The sequence below is a fragment of the Aliivibrio sp. EL58 genome, assembly GCF_900312675.1.
Lineage (GTDB): Bacteria > Pseudomonadota > Gammaproteobacteria > Enterobacterales > Vibrionaceae > Aliivibrio.
This window is the reverse complement of the sequence record NZ_OMPC01000001.1, coordinates 489,511-504,834: the sequence shown is the minus strand read 5'-3', so window position 1 is coordinate 504,834 and position 15,324 is coordinate 489,511. Positions and strand designations below refer to the sequence as shown.

7 protein-coding genes are annotated in these 15,324 nt (G+C 41.3%); 4 read left to right on the top strand and 3 right to left on the bottom strand.

All coding sequences use genetic code 11. The features are described 5' to 3' along the window. Complete coding sequence (locus tag ED622_RS02110) at window positions 1-2,115, top strand: type I secretion system permease/ATPase (RefSeq protein WP_122032312.1); 2,115 nt, start codon at window positions 1-3, stop codon at window positions 2,113-2,115. 80 nt (window positions 2,116-2,195) lie between these two features. Here ED622_RS02110 and ED622_RS02105 read toward each other — a convergent pair whose 3' ends face one another. Together ED622_RS02105 and ED622_RS02100 are read right to left on the bottom strand one after the other, a co-directional pair. Beyond that, window positions 2,196-2,801, bottom strand: a complete 606-nt coding sequence (locus ED622_RS02105) for an OmpA family protein (RefSeq protein WP_122032311.1) — start codon at window positions 2,799-2,801, stop codon at window positions 2,196-2,198. Between the two features lie 2 nt (window positions 2,802-2,803). Next, entirely contained in the window at window positions 2,804-4,108 is a 1,305-nt protein-coding gene (locus ED622_RS02100) for a TolC family outer membrane protein (RefSeq protein WP_174213425.1), read from the bottom strand. A gap of 550 nt (window positions 4,109-4,658) precedes the next feature. On the opposite strand from ED622_RS02100, the gene ED622_RS02095 reads away from it, so the two are divergent. Together ED622_RS02095 and pdxH are read left to right on the top strand one after the other, a co-directional pair. Continuing rightward, the gene (locus ED622_RS02095) at window positions 4,659-12,269 is read left to right on the top strand and encodes a cadherin domain-containing protein (protein WP_162922422.1); all 7,611 of its coding nucleotides are present in this window, start codon (window positions 4,659-4,661) and stop codon (window positions 12,267-12,269) included. 114 nt (window positions 12,270-12,383) lie between these two features. Then, on the top strand, window positions 12,384-13,019 hold the full coding sequence (gene pdxH, locus ED622_RS02090; RefSeq protein WP_122032308.1) for a pyridoxamine 5'-phosphate oxidase: 636 nt from the start codon (window positions 12,384-12,386) through the stop codon (window positions 13,017-13,019). A 60-nt stretch (window positions 13,020-13,079) separates the two neighbouring features. Here pdxH and punR read toward each other — a convergent pair whose 3' ends face one another. Continuing rightward, window positions 13,080-13,988, bottom strand: coding sequence for a DNA-binding transcriptional activator PunR (gene punR / locus ED622_RS02085; RefSeq protein WP_122032307.1), 909 nt, complete (start codon window positions 13,986-13,988; stop codon window positions 13,080-13,082). A gap of 130 nt (window positions 13,989-14,118) precedes the next feature. Here punR and punC point away from each other — a divergent pair, with 130 nt between their 5' ends. Next, on the top strand, window positions 14,119-15,312 hold the full coding sequence (punC, locus tag ED622_RS02080; protein WP_122032306.1) for a purine nucleoside transporter PunC: 1,194 nt from the start codon (window positions 14,119-14,121) through the stop codon (window positions 15,310-15,312). The last annotated feature ends 12 nt before the right edge of the window (window positions 15,313-15,324 follow it).

Here is a 15,324-nt window from a genome sequence, read left to right as displayed (position 1 = left end):
ATGAAAGATTCATTATTACACTCTTTATGCTACGTAGGGCGCTATTACGGCCAGGTAAACTCACCTGAAGCGTTGATTAATGGTTTACCCTTACAAGATGGTAAATTAACCCCTTACTTGTTTTCTCGTGCTGCAGAGCGCGCAGGATTAGTGGCAAAGGAAAATCAAGCACCTTTATTAAGTATTCCACGCTTAGTTTTACCTGTTGTTTTGTTACTTCAGGGAGGAGAGTCGTGTGTATTAATTGGCTTTGATGCTGAAAATAAGCAGGCTGAAATCATTACTGAAAGTTCAGATATGTTGCCGATTTCTATCTCAATTGAAGAGTTAGAATCGCAATATATTGGGCGATACTTTTTACTTAAAAAACAATTTAGATACGATGAACGCTCCCCTGAGATACTAAAGAAACGTGAAGGCCACTGGTTCTGGAGTACTTTATTAGAATCTAAACATATTTATCGTGATGTGTTTATTGCTTCTATCTTGATTAATATATTTGCGATTGCAACACCTATGTTTACTCGTCTTGTTTATGACAAAGTCGTGCCTAACCTTGCATTTGAATCTCTATGGGTATTAGCTTCTGGTATTTTTGTTGTCTTTATTTTTGATTTTATTCTTAAATACGTTCGAGGATATTTCATTGATATCGCAGGGAAAAAATCGGATGTATTGATATCGTCTAAATTATTTCAGAAAATATTGGGGATTAGAATGGAGGCTCGTCCTCCTTCGGTTGGTGCTTTTGCTCGACACCTACAAGAGTTTGAATCGATCCGAGAATTCTTTACGTCAGCAACCATCGCGTCTCTTATTGATTTACCCTTTGCTTTACTTTTCTTATTCGTGATTTATCTGATTGCGGGCCCAATTGTCTTAGTACCGATTGTTGGGATCCTATTACTACTTATTCATGCGGCGATTATTCAAGGACCATTAAAGAAAACAATTGAAGAAGGCTCACGACTTGCTTCTCAAAAGTACGCTAATTTAATTGAGAGCTTAGTTGGCTTAGAAACACTAAAAATCTTCAATGCTCAAAGTAAATTTCAATATAAATGGGAAGAGGCGGTTACTCATATCTCGAATTGGAGTATTAAAAGTCGACGCATTACAGATTCCATCCAGAATATGGCGGGCTTTGTACAACAGGCCGTTAATATAGGTATGATCATTGTTGGTGTTTATCTTATTGCTAATGGTGATCTGACGATGGGAGCATTGATAGCATCAACTATGCTGAGTGGTAAAGCTATTGGTCCACTTGTTCAAATTTCACTACTATCAACACGTTATAATCAAGCTAAATCATCGATGACTATCATTGAGCAATTAATGGCAATGCCTGATGAACAAGAGGAAGATAAGCGCTATATTCATCGTCCAATTCTTCAAGGGAAAGTTGAGTTAGATAAAGTGAGCTTTAACTACCCTGAATCTCAAGTCTCTGCAGTTCGGGACATTAGTCTTACTATTAATCCTGGAGAAAAGGTAGCGATAATTGGCCGAATTGGTTCAGGCAAGACAACCTTAGAAAGGCTAATTATGGGCCTGTATCAAGCCACAGAGGGCTCTGTTCGAATAGATGATACCGATATCTCCCAACTTCATCATGTCGACGTACGACGTAATATAGGCTGTGTACCGCAAGATATTACTTTGTTTTATGGTTCAATCAGAGAAAACATCATTTTAGGGCGAGAATTATCTGATGATGCCGAAATGATGGATGCTGCAAACCGTGCTGGTGTTACCGCATTTACTCAGCAGGATCCTGCAGGATTAGAGCGTCAAGTTGGTGAGGGTGGTTTGTTATTATCAGGTGGTCAGCGTCAGTCAGTGGCTATTGCTCGTGCTCTAATTGGTCGTCCACCCGTATTACTAATGGATGAGCCAACCAGTAGTATGGATAACCGATCTGAGTTGTTATTTAAGAATCAGCTATCCCATCTAAAACCATCAGAAACCTTAATACTGATTACTCATAAATCATCTATGTTAGAAGTTGTAGATAGAATTATAGTGATGGAAAAAGGGCATATAATTGCTGATGGGCCCAAAAATCAGGTGCTTAATGAGTTGAAAACGGGAAAAGTAAAAGCAGCTAGTTAATATTTTTCTTCTGGAAAACAAAAAGGCAGTGATAATTCACTGCCTTTTTTATTAACTCGATTTAGTAAATTTAAGAGAGGTTATTTCTTTTTACGTGTAAATATATTCCATTCGTTTACTACATCACCTTTAAAACCTACAACCGTTGCAACAACACGACGGTTTAATGCATGGCTTACTGCTGAATCACCTTTCGCGGTTAATAGCGTGTCTCCAAAACCAATAGTTTCAATTCTATCGGGATCAACACCGTATTCAATTAAAGCAACGCGAACTGCTGCTGCACGTAGTTTTGATAAGTGGATATTATATTCAGCGTTACCTTGTTGGCTCGCAAAACCTTGAAGTTGAATGGATGTGTCTGAATATTCAGTAAGAAACTCAGCCATTGTTCTGATCTCTGTTTTAAAGATCGGAGAGATCTCTGATGAATCATTAGCAAAAAGGATCTTAAGATCTTTTTTATCCGAATGTTCTACATATTCAGCACAACCATCGTTATCTATTTCTGCACCACGCGGTGTACCTGGGCAAATATCTCGAGCATTAATAACACCATCATAATCATCATCTCTTAGATCGGCGATTTGATCTGACTTAGGCGTTTCAATGTAATCTTTATCACCTGAGACGCAACCAGTCAAAAATAGAGAAGCAATAATTGCAGGGTAAATTACTGTTTTCATTATTATTTATCCTCTTTTTTGGATTGCGTAGAATCCCATTCTTTTGGTGTATCGATTAACAATGAAGGTAACAGTGTCCCTGTTGCATGTAATACTCTGAATTTAGCAAATTGCTCTGAATAGTGAGCGTCTAAGTAGGATTTACGAGCTTCAAACAACTCATTTTCAGTATTTAATAAATCAAGTAGTGTACGCTTTCCTATACGATATTGTTTTTCGTATGCAATGACGGTATCTGAGGCTGCATCAACATGATCAGCTAGAAATTCTTTTTGTTGTAGAGTTAAATCTAAGGCACTCCAAGAAAGTCGAAATCCTTCTTCAACATTACGATAAGCACTGTCACGAAGATCTTTTGCCATGTTTAATTGATAAGCACTTTTATCTGATCTTGCACTGTCACTACCACCGTTATATAGGTTGTAACGCATTCTGACCATCGCAGAAAACTCATCACTATTACCCTCTATACCACCAGCATCATCGCGCCATGTTTGGGCGGCTTCAATTGAGAAGGTTGGGTAATTTGCACTTTTTGATTGAGCATATTGAAACTTAGCGGCTTTAATATCTGACTGAGCCGTTAAGATGACAGGATGATGTTCGTAAGCTCGTTCAATACCGTCCTGCAAACTCAAGGGTAAGGTTCTTGAATCAGCTCGAGGATAAATAAGACTTTGAGGAGGTGAGCCTACAATTTGTGTAAAGACGGTATGTGTATCAAATAAGTTGTTTTGAGCAGCAAGTAAATTACCGTGTGCTCGAGCAATACGTGCTTCTACTTGAGATACATCTGCAGTTGAGCCTACACCAGAGTTTGCTCTTTTCTTAATATCTTTGTAGATTTTCTTATGAATAGCGAGATTACTTTCAGAAAGCGCGAGGATCTCGGTCGCTTTTACTGCATCTAAATAGACTTGTGAAACATCAAGTGCTTTATTTTCAGCTAGAGAGATAAGTTGCAAGCGAGCTGATTCTGATTCAGCCTCTGTTCGATCCATATCATTAATTGTATTTGAACCATCCCAAATTAATTGAGTTAGCGATAAAGTTGCATCTTTTCGGGTCATATCTGTAGAGCTACCATCTGCAGGGTTGATGCTTTCCAATCCAATACCGGCATCTAAATCAATCGATGGTAAGTAATTACCTGAGACACTCTCACTATCCGCAACAAAGCTCAAATAAGAATTATATGCTTTTTTTACTTCTGGGTTTGTTGTTAGAGTTTGAGAGATTGCTTGCTCTAACGTTTGAGCTTGAGTAGATACGCTCAAAACAAGCAAACTACTGGTTGCAAGTTTCATCCATTTCAAAGTGTTTCTCCTAATCATCGTATCTTCTTTTCTGAACGTGACGGTTAAAATGCACAGGATTAATATAGGTAATTATTTAGCGTTAAACCAATGTGTGTGCTTTGTTTTATGCTTATTAAATAAATGCTACGTCATGTCTAATTAAAAAGCAAAAATCAAGTTATTGAATCTTATTAATTTAATAGTCTCTCACGTTTTAAAATCTGTTTATTTGATGAACTTTTGAAATTCGCAATATAAATCCGAATAAAAGAAGTCTTAAAATTAAGATTGTGCAAAGTTAAATTTTATAATTTGTTTCTAGATCTGTTTTTATTTGTTTTTTGATACACGAATTATGGAATTAATGTCACATTTTGTGATGAGTGTAATATTTTTATAAATTAAAATGATTTTTAAGTCATGATATTCGATATTTCGCCATTTATTAGTAATTCTCATATGTAGCTACAGTGTTAACTATGTGATAAATTTCATTGATAATATTAATGTCTGCATTGCAAAGTGGTGCTACTGGTAAATGGATTTGGGAATTAACGTCATGGCTTCTAAAACATCAGAAAATACTAAACAAAACATTGTAATTGATAAGAATGGTAATTTAAAACTGATTAATGCGGGCGAACCGCTTTTACCAGGTGAAATCGTTATTGGAAATGAATTAGGTGATTTTTCAGTAGAAGCTTCTGATTTTCCAGGAAAAAATGATGATGTTAATGAAATTTTAGATGCGATTTCTGATGGAGAAGACCCAAGTTTAGTTACTGAGGCCCCGGCTGCCGGTGAAGACAGCGGTTCAAGCTTAACGGCTTCTACTGAGATTGAAAGAATAGGAAAAAGCACGGTAGCTGAAACTAGCTTTGACACATCTTCTTTAGAGTCCATAGGTTTATCAAAAACCCAAAGTTTAACATTATTAGAACAATATAAGGTATATAGAGAGACTGGAGATCTTCAGGTTCCTGATCCAAGTAATGGCCTAGTTAAAACAGCGCCAAGTATTTCTATTGCTGAAATTGATGCAAATGGCGTGATTAATGAAGAGAGTGCTGCGAATGGTATTCAAGTTGAAGTGACGCTGCCTGCAGGAACAGATAAAGGCGACATTATTGAGTTGCGTGATGGTGCTGGAACAGTGGTTGGAACACACCCGATTACTGAAGATGACATTACGAATGGCAAGGTAGAGATCACGGTACCTACTCCTGATGCTGATGGTAATTACGAATATGTGGCAGACATCACTGACCCAGCAGGCAACACGGGCCCAGTGTCAGATAAAGTCGGTTTTGAATTAGATACGATAGCTGTTGGTCCGGTGAGCGACAGCGACACAGACAATAATACTGTCTCTGAGAATGCGGCGATTGGGGACGTGGTTAATATCACGGCGACAGCTACCGATGCAGATGGCGACACGGTGAGTTACAGCTTGAGTGATGATGCCAATGGTTTGTTTGCGATTGACCCAATCACCGGTGTGGTGACGGTGGCAGGCAACTTAGATTTTGAGATGGCGGCTAGCCACAACATTACAGTGGTTGCGACGTCAACCGATGGCTCAACGAGTAACAAAGAGTTCACCATTGGTGTGGATAACGCGGATGGGTCGACTCCAGGTCAAGGCGATACTGATAATGCGGTGGGTCCGGTGAGCGATAGCGACACAGACAATAATACTGTCTCTGAGAATGCGGCGATTGGGGACGTGGTTAATATCACGGCGACAGCTACCGATGCAGATGGCGATACGGTGAGTTACAGCCTGAGCGATGATGCCAATGGTTTGTTTGCGATTGACCCAATCACCGGTGTGGTGACGGTGGCAGGCAACTTAGATTTTGAGATGGCGGCTAGCCACAACATTACAGTGGTTGCGAGCTCAACCGATGGCTCAACCAGCAGCAAAGACTTTACGATTGGCGTGGASAAYGCYGATGGSWCRRCTCCAAGTCAAGGTGACACCGATAATGCGGTGGGTCCGGTGAGCGACAGCGACGCGGACACCAATACCGTTTCAGAGAATGCCGCGATTGGGGACGTGGTCAACATCACGGCAACAGCCACCGATGCAGATGGCGAYACGGTGAGCTACAGCTTGAGTGATGATGCSAATGGTTTGTTTGCGATTGACCCAATCACCGGTGTGGTGACGGTGGCAGGCAACTTAGATTTTGAGATGGCGGCTAGCCACAACATTACAGTGGTTGCGAGCTCAACCGATGGCTCAACCAGCAGCAAAGACTTTACGATTGGCGTGGACAACGCGGATGGGTCGACTCCAAGTCAAGGCGATACCGATAATGCGGTGGGTCCGGTGAGCGATAGCGACGCGGACACCAATACCGTTTCAGAGAATGCAGCGATTGGGGACGTGGTTAATATCACGGCAACAGCGACAGATATTGATGGAGATACGGTGACGTACAGCCTGAGCGATGATGCGAATGGCTTGTTTGCGATTGACCCAATCACCGGTGTGGTGACGGTGGCAGGCAACTTAGATTTTGAGATGGCGGCTAGCCACAACATTACAGTGGTTGCGAGCTCAACCGATGGCTCAACGAGTAACAAAGAGTTCACCATCGGCGTGGACAACGCGGATGGGTCGACTCCAAGTCAAGGTGACACCGATAATGCGGTGGGTCCGGTGAGCGACAGCGACGCGGACACCAATACCGTCTCTGAAAATGCAGCGATTGGGGACGTGGTCAACATCACGGCAACAGCCACCGATGCAGATGGCGATACGGTGAGCTACAGCTTGAGTGATGATGCSAATGGTTTGTTTGCGATTGACCCAATCACCGGTGTGGTGACGGTGGCAGGCAACTTAGATTTTGAGATGGCGGCTAGCCACAACATTACAGTGGTTGCGAGCTCAACCGATGGYTCAACCAGCAGCAAAGACTTTACGATTGGCGTGGACAACGCGGATGGGTCGACTCCAAGTCAAGGCGATACCGATAATGCGGTGGGTCCGGTGAGCGATAGCGACGCGGACACCAATACCGTTTCAGAGAATGCAGCGATTGGGGACGTGGTTAATATCACGGCAACAGCGACAGATATTGATGGAGATACGGTGACGTACAGCCTGAGCGATGATGCGAATGGCTTGTTTGCGATTGACCCAATCACCGGTGTGGTGACGGTAGCAGGCAACTTAGATCATGAAACGGCGACCAGCCACAACATTACAGTGGTTGCGAGCTCAACCGATGGCTCAACGAGTAACAAAGAGTTCACCATCGGCGTGGACAACGCTGATGGGTCGACTCCAAGTCAAGGTGACACCGATAATGCGGTGGGTCCGGTGAGCGACAGCGACGCGGACACCAATACCGTTTCAGAGAATGCAGCGATTGGGGACGTGGTCAACATCACGGCAACAGCCACCGATGCAGATGGCGATACGGTGAGCTACAGCTTGAGTGATGATGCCAATGGTTTGTTTGCRATTGACCCAATCACCGGTGTGGTGACGGTGGCAGGCAACTTAGATTTTGAGATGGCGGCTAGCCACAACATTACAGTGGTTGCGAGCTCAACCGATGGCTCAACGAGTAACAAAGAGTTCACCATTGGTGTGGATAACGCGGATGGGTCGACTCCAGATCAAGGCGATACTGATACCGCGGTGGGTCCGGTGAGCGACAGCGACACAGACAATAATACTGTCTCTGAGAATGCGGCGATTGGGGACGTGGTTAATATCACGGCAACAGCCACCGATGCAGATGGCGACACGGTGAGCTACAGCTTGAGTGATGATGCGAATGGTTTGTTTGCGATTGACCCAATCACCGGTGTGGTGACGGTGGCAGGCAACTTAGATCATGAAGCGGCGGCAAGCCATACCATCACTGTGGTTGCGACCTCTACCGATGGTTCAACCAGCAGCAAAGACTTTACGATTGGCGTGGACAACGCGGATGGGTCGACTCCAAGTCAAGGTGACACCGATAATGCGGTGGGTCCGGTGAGCGACAGCGACGCGGACACCAATACCGTTTCAGAGAATGCCGCGATTGGGGACGTGGTCAACATCACGGCAACAGCCACCGATGCAGATGGCGAYACGGTGAGCTACAGCTTGAGTGATGATGCSAATGGTTTGTTTGCRATTGACCCAATCACCGGTGTGGTGACGGTGGCAGGCAACTTAGATTTTGAGATGGCGGCTAGCCACAACATTACAGTGGTTGCGAGCTCAACCGATGGCTCAACGAGTAACAAAGAGTTCACCATCGGCGTGGACAACGCGGATGGGTCGACTCCAAGTCAAGGTGACACCGATAATGCGGTGGGTCCGGTGAGCGACAGCGACGCGGACACCAATACCGTTTCAGAGAATGCCGCGATTGGGGACGTGGTCAACATCACGGCAACAGCCACCGATGCAGATGGCGATACGGTGAGCTACAGCTTGAGTGATGATGCCAATGGTTTGTTTGCGATTGACCCAATCACCGGTGTGGTGACGGTGGCAGGCAACTTAGATCATGAAGCGGCGGCCAGCCACAACATTACAGTGGTTGCGACCTCTACCGATGGTTCAACCAGCAGCAAAGACTTCACCATCGGCGTGGATGATATAGATGAAGTTGCACCAGATGTACCAGTAATCACAAACATTACAGATGACTCAGCTGTAAGTGATAACTCTATTGTTACTATTCACGGAACAGGTGAACCAGGTGCAACCATTACCATTTATATCGAAGACAGTTATGGTAAAGTTCAACAAGGAACTGCATTAGTTCAGCCTAATGGTACTTGGACATCTGACTTTAGCGGCTTAGATGAGATGGTTAATTATCAAGTAACCGTTGATCAAACAGATGCTGCGGGTAATACAAGTGAAGAATCAGATTCAATTCAATATTTCAACGGAGATTTCACGAGTACAGATAACCTTGATGATTATGCTTTCCTAGGAGACGGCAATGACACCTTCTATCTAAATGACGATGACTTAAACGATCATGTAGTTGTTGATGGTGGTGCAGGTACCGATACCGCAGTACTAGATTCGAATTTATCAGATTGCAAAGTTAGCCTTAATGAAAACGGTGAAATTGTTATTGTTGATAGAGAAGGTGATAAAAACATCTTCCGCGACTTCGAACAATTTGAATTTGAAGATAAAGATGGTCCTCAATCGGTATCAGATCTATTTAAGCCTGTAGTCACAATTGTTGATGATAAAAACAATGATGGCGTTATTAATAAATCAGAGTTAGAGGGAAAAGTAACCGCAACCTTTACGCTACCTCCAGCAGCTGTAGCCGGAATGATTTTATTGATCACAATTGATGGTAATGCAGAACCTTACATACTAACGGAAGCAGACATAGAGTCGGGTACAGTCACTCGTGAGATTGATGTTCCAGAAAAAGGCGAATCAATTAACGTTGATGCAAGCATGAGTTATGAAGGGCAAACCTTCTCAGATACTGATAATGCAGTTATGGATTCAAACTCAACTCCTGACGCTGTCGATGATGTATTTTTTAATAATCCAATTAATGGCCTATCAGGTAGTTACTACGGTTATAACGATAAAGGGGCTGATAAAGATGGTAATAATTTGTCATCAATAGAACAGGTTCTTGAGTTTATTAATGGAAATGATCCTGATGCCACTTTTATAGCGAAAGAATTAGATTATGAGCGTGAATCTAATGATCTTGGTGAAGGTGATACTTTGCAAGATTTCTTAGGTGATGATGCGGATTCGTTATCGAATGATCCAGAAGATTCGACTGATGCAATCTTGCATATTGAAGGTCAAGTCGAACTAGAGCCAGGAAAATATGGTTTTAAAGTAACAGCAGATGATGGATATTTGATTAAGATCGATGGTGTTATTGTTGCTCAATATAATGGAAATCAAAGTGCTTCAACCACTAGACCTGGAGAAGATGGCCATATTTACTTTGATATAGATACTTCTGGCTCTCATGAGATTGAAATTATTTATTGGGATCAGGGTGGTGCTTGTGAACTTTCTATTGAGCTAGGAAAGTTTGATGAAAATAATCAATTAATAGAATACAAAGATTTAGGTGATTATCCATTATCACATCAAGGTGTTTTAGCAACAGAAGATAATATAGTCACTATTACGGCAGAAGATTTATTAGTAAATGATACCGATGCAGATGGAGACGAATTAACAATCGTAGGTGTATCAAATCCAACGAATGGAACCGTTTCGATTAATGATAACGGTGAAATTGAGTTTAAGCCAAATCCTGACTTTAGTGGTAAAGCCTCATTTGAATACACAATCAGCGATGGAAAAGATGGTAGTGATACAGCAACAGTAACAATCAATATTGATGCTGTCGCTGACGTACCTACTTTAACTATTGTATCTAAAACTGAGACTATATTTACTTCTAGCTTTGAAGACCAAGCTGGAGATGATAAAAAACAGTTCTCATTAGAAGTTGATGGATGGACTCCGATAAATGGTGAAGAAGCCATTGAAACTTGGGAAAGTGGCGTAGATATGAGCGATGGAGGAATCGTTAGTGCGAGTGATGGTAATCAATTTATCGAACTCAACTCAGCTTCTCATTTTGAATCAGCTAAAGGAGTAGAAAGAGAGATTAATACTGAAGAAGGGACTCTTTATACACTTACTCTCGATGTTGCACCAAGACCTGGCTTTGGCGAAGAATATAACTCATTTGATATTATTGTTGATGGGGTTGTTGTTGGCTCGTGGAGTGGTTCTAGTCCGAAAGAGCAAGGCTTAGATTGGAGTTCAATTGAAGTTAGTTTCTATGGTTCATCAGAGCCTCAGAATATTCAGTTAGTATCGACAGGTACTCATCATGATTCAGGTCGAGGCGTATTAATTGATAATCTAGCTATTAAAGAAGTGAATGATATTTCACTTGGTAATAATGGATTCGTCACTGATATCATATTAAGCAATTATATGGATGGTGAATTAACGGATACGGATGGTTCAGAGACGTTAAGTTATGAATTATCCAATCTTCCCGCAGATGCTTTAATATTAGTTGGAGATGAATTTATTCCAATTAATAATGGAATGGTTGAGCTAACAGCAGATCAATTATCAACAGCTAAAATTCAATTACCATTAAGCTATACAGGTAAAATTTCGGTTTCAATTGTTGCTATTTCAACTGAAGCGAGTAATGGCGATCAATCAAGAAGTGAAGCGCAAATCATTGACTGGGTAGTTACAGATATTCCAAATGTCGATAATGCAGATGTTAAATCAGAAGGTGACTTGGTTGATGCTGTCCAGGTATATGGCTCTATAGGAACAGATACTGAAAAAGTTCAGTGGAATGGAATTGATGTACCTAATCCATCTGAAGGGCTAATTATAGATGTTGGTGCTGCTGGTGATTCTGTTTACCTTGGTTCTGGTAATGACACTATTTATTTAGGTGACAGTCATGCTGGTGGGCTTGATGTTGACCTTAATGACTCTAAGCTTGCTGATGCGCATCATACACTTGATAGATTTAGTAGTGGTAGTGATTTAAGTCAGCTTCAGGGCAGTACCGAGGCTGGTTCACTTTTACTTGATAGTGAAAGTAAAGCTTATGTCGATCTCGGTCATGGCGGCAGTGGTAATGACAAGATCTTTGGTCAAAACGGCGTTGATATTATGTTCGGCGGTGAAGGTGACGATTACCTAAACGGAGGTAATGATAATGATGGTCTTCGCGGTGGTACTGGTAATGATATTCTTGATGGCGGCTCAGGTAACGATATCCTAATTGGTGGACTTGGAAATGATATTATTACTGGTGGTACTGGTGAGGATATTTTCAAATGGGTTGATCAAGGAGCTGATACAGGTACAGACACTATCAAAGATTTCACTGTCGGTGAGGACTTAATTGACCTAACCGAAATTATCGGTGGCGATGATGACGTTATTAATATGGAAGATCTACTTTCCCACATTACTGTTTCTGAAAGCGGAGATGATCTAACTCTATCCATTACAGACGATGCAGGTAAAGCTCATGAAATCATTGTTGAAGGTGCAGTTGATTCATTTGGATTAGAAGACGCTAACTTCTCTAATCAATCAGAAATACTGACTAAGTTGTTGAACGATCAAATGTTCAAATTAGATGATATTACTTAATTAGTGTATCAATCTTAAATTAAGGGCCTGTTTTGGCCCTTTTTTATTTTATCCCCTTGTTTAAAGGCGTTCAAAAGAGCACAATTTCAACAAACAAGTCGAAGTGAGATTTACATGGAATTAGAAGATATTCGTCGTGATTACAGCCTTGGAGGCTTACGTAGAGCTGATTTACCGCAAGAGCCCGTTGATTTATTTGAACTGTGGTTGAAGCAGGCGGTAGAAGCAAAATTGACTGACCCAACAGCGATGACTGTGGCGACGGTTGATAAAAATGGACAACCCTTTCAACGCATCGTGCTATTGAAGCATTTTGATAAAACAGGATTTGTTTTTTATACCAATCTTGCTTCTCGAAAAGCACAGCACCTGGAAGATCACAGTAAGATTTCTTTGCACTTTCCTTGGCATCCTCTTGAACGACAAGTTCATATTACTGGTACGGCAGTGAAGCTTTCAGCATTGGAAAACATGAAGTATTTCACTTCAAGACCAAAAGAGAGCCAAATTGCAGCATGGGCTAGTAAACAAAGTAGCCGATTAACCGCTCGTTCAGCGCTTGAAGGCAAGTATCTTGAGCTTAAGCAGAAGTTTGCTAAAGGCGAGATCCCTGTTCCTAAATTTTGGGGCGGCTTTAGAATTAATATTGAATCAATAGAGTTTTGGCAGGGTGGTGATCATCGTCTGCATGATCGATTCATATACAGTAAAGATCAAAGTGAATGGGTGATCGACAGATTAGCGCCATGATCTTGACGTGATTGCTATGATTTAAGAAAAATGCCGATGATCATAAGATCATCGGCATTTTTATATCTCTTTTAACCATTCAGTATTCAGTTTCTCTGTTTCCCCGAGATAATCCAATAACCACTGAATCGCAATAGATTGATTGTTTGTATTCCACGCTAAGCAGCACGGACTTGGAGCAATGTTATTTTCAATTTGTTTATTAATAATCTTTCTAGTCGAGAGTAAGCGCTTAGCTTTATGGCTTGGCATTACTCCAACACCTAAACCATCAATAAAACATTGCTCAGCACTGTGCCAGTTAGGAACGATTAAACGACGTTGATTATCCAATTGCCAGGTTGTTCTTTTTGGCAGCATACGGGATGTATCTTCTAAACATATTACGGGGTACTTCATTAATTCAGAATCTGGAATCGCACCATCATAATCTGCGAGCGGATGAGAAGTGCTCATGACAAAATCCCACGAAAGCTCTCCCATAGGACGATAAGAGAAATTACCACCAATAGGGATAGTTGCCGTAGCTCCAATACCAATATCCGCTCTGCCTGTCATTAAGGCATCCCACACACCATTAAATACTTCCATGGTGAGTTGTAGCTCGATATCAGGAAAAGTAGCGTAAAAATCACGTACTAATTGATTGACACTATCTTCACGAACCACATTATCCAAAGCAACCGACACACTTTGCTGCCATCCATTAGCGACACGTTGTGTATTTAAACGGATATCCTCCATTTCTTTAAGTAACTTTCTTGCTTGTTCTACAAAATACTCACCAGCAGCAGTTAATACGACTTTGCGATGTAAACGAGTGAAAAGAGTCACCGTTAATCGGTCTTCTACAGACTTAATTGTATAGCTAATTGCACTTGGAACTTTGTGTAACTCTTCAGCTGCGTGGCTAAAGCTACCAAGACGAGCAACGGACTCAATTGTGATTAATTCATGATAAGAAAACATAGAAAACCTGATGGTGAATTGTACACATCAAAAATATTGATACTAAGTGCAAATTATATCGTTTCACAAGAGTAGCAACTAGCACATAGAATGCAACGGATTTTAAATATGTTCAGCTTTGGAGAAGAACATGGAAAACAAAAAACAATCTATTCCTTATATCTGGCTTGCTGGCCTAAGTATGTTGGGATTTTTAGCAACAGATATGTATTTACCTGCATTCGATATTATTCGTGGTGATTTGGCAACAACCGAAAGTATGATTGGTTTAACCCTTAGTATTTTCTTGTTCGGTATGGCGATAGGTCAACTTTTTTACGGTCGTTTGACTCAAAAACTAGGCACTAAAAAATCGTTAATCATTGGTTTAAGCATTTTTGCAATCAGCAGCTTGGCTGCTTCATTTTCAACCAGTGTCGAAATGTTACTTGTTGCGAGATTCTTCCAAGCATTAGGTGCTTGTAGTGCTAACGTAATTTGGCAAGCAATGGTGATCCAACGTTATGATGCAAAAACATCTCAACGTATTTTCGCAACGATTATGCCACTAGTTGCTCTTTCTCCAGCATTGGCTCCTTTACTGGGTGCAGCTATTGAGAAGTTTTATGGTTGGTCGATGATTTTTGTTACGTTAACTATTATTGGTGTTGGCCTAGCAGTAAGAACGTTTGCGGATAAAGAGCCAGCTCAAGTAGTAAGCTCTAATGCGAAAACCATTACTTTCCGTGATGTTATCAAGTCAAAAAAATTCACAGGTAATATGCTAATTTATGCAGCAAGCTCTGCAATTTTCTTTGCATGGTTAACTGGATCACCTTTTGTTATGACTCAAATGGGTTATTCAGGTGCTGATATCGGTTTGAGCTACATTCCACAGACAATTGCATTTATTGTTGGTGGTTATGGCTGTCGTTGGGCTCTAGAGCGTTTTGAAAGCCAAAAGGTACTTCCTTGGATCTTAAAGCTATCTATTGCAAGCGTGAGCGTGGTGTTCTTAATTGCATGGCGCATGGAACCTACATCAATCATTCCAATGCTAATCCCATTCTGTTTCTTAGCAGCAGCGAATGGCGCGGTTTACCCTATCGTAGTAAACAATGCATTAATGGACTTTAAAGAGGGCAGCGCAGTGGCTTCAGGTCTATTAAACTTTTTACAAATGCTATTTTGTGTAGCGGCAAGTGCGATGGTATCAAGCATTAGTTATTTAGGTCCAATCTCAATGGGTAGCGTGATGCTATTGCAATTAGTATTCTTATTTATTGGTGCGGTTTTGGTATTTAAATCAAACAAAGAAGAAAACATGGTATTAGCTGGGCAATAATCTGCTTAGAAC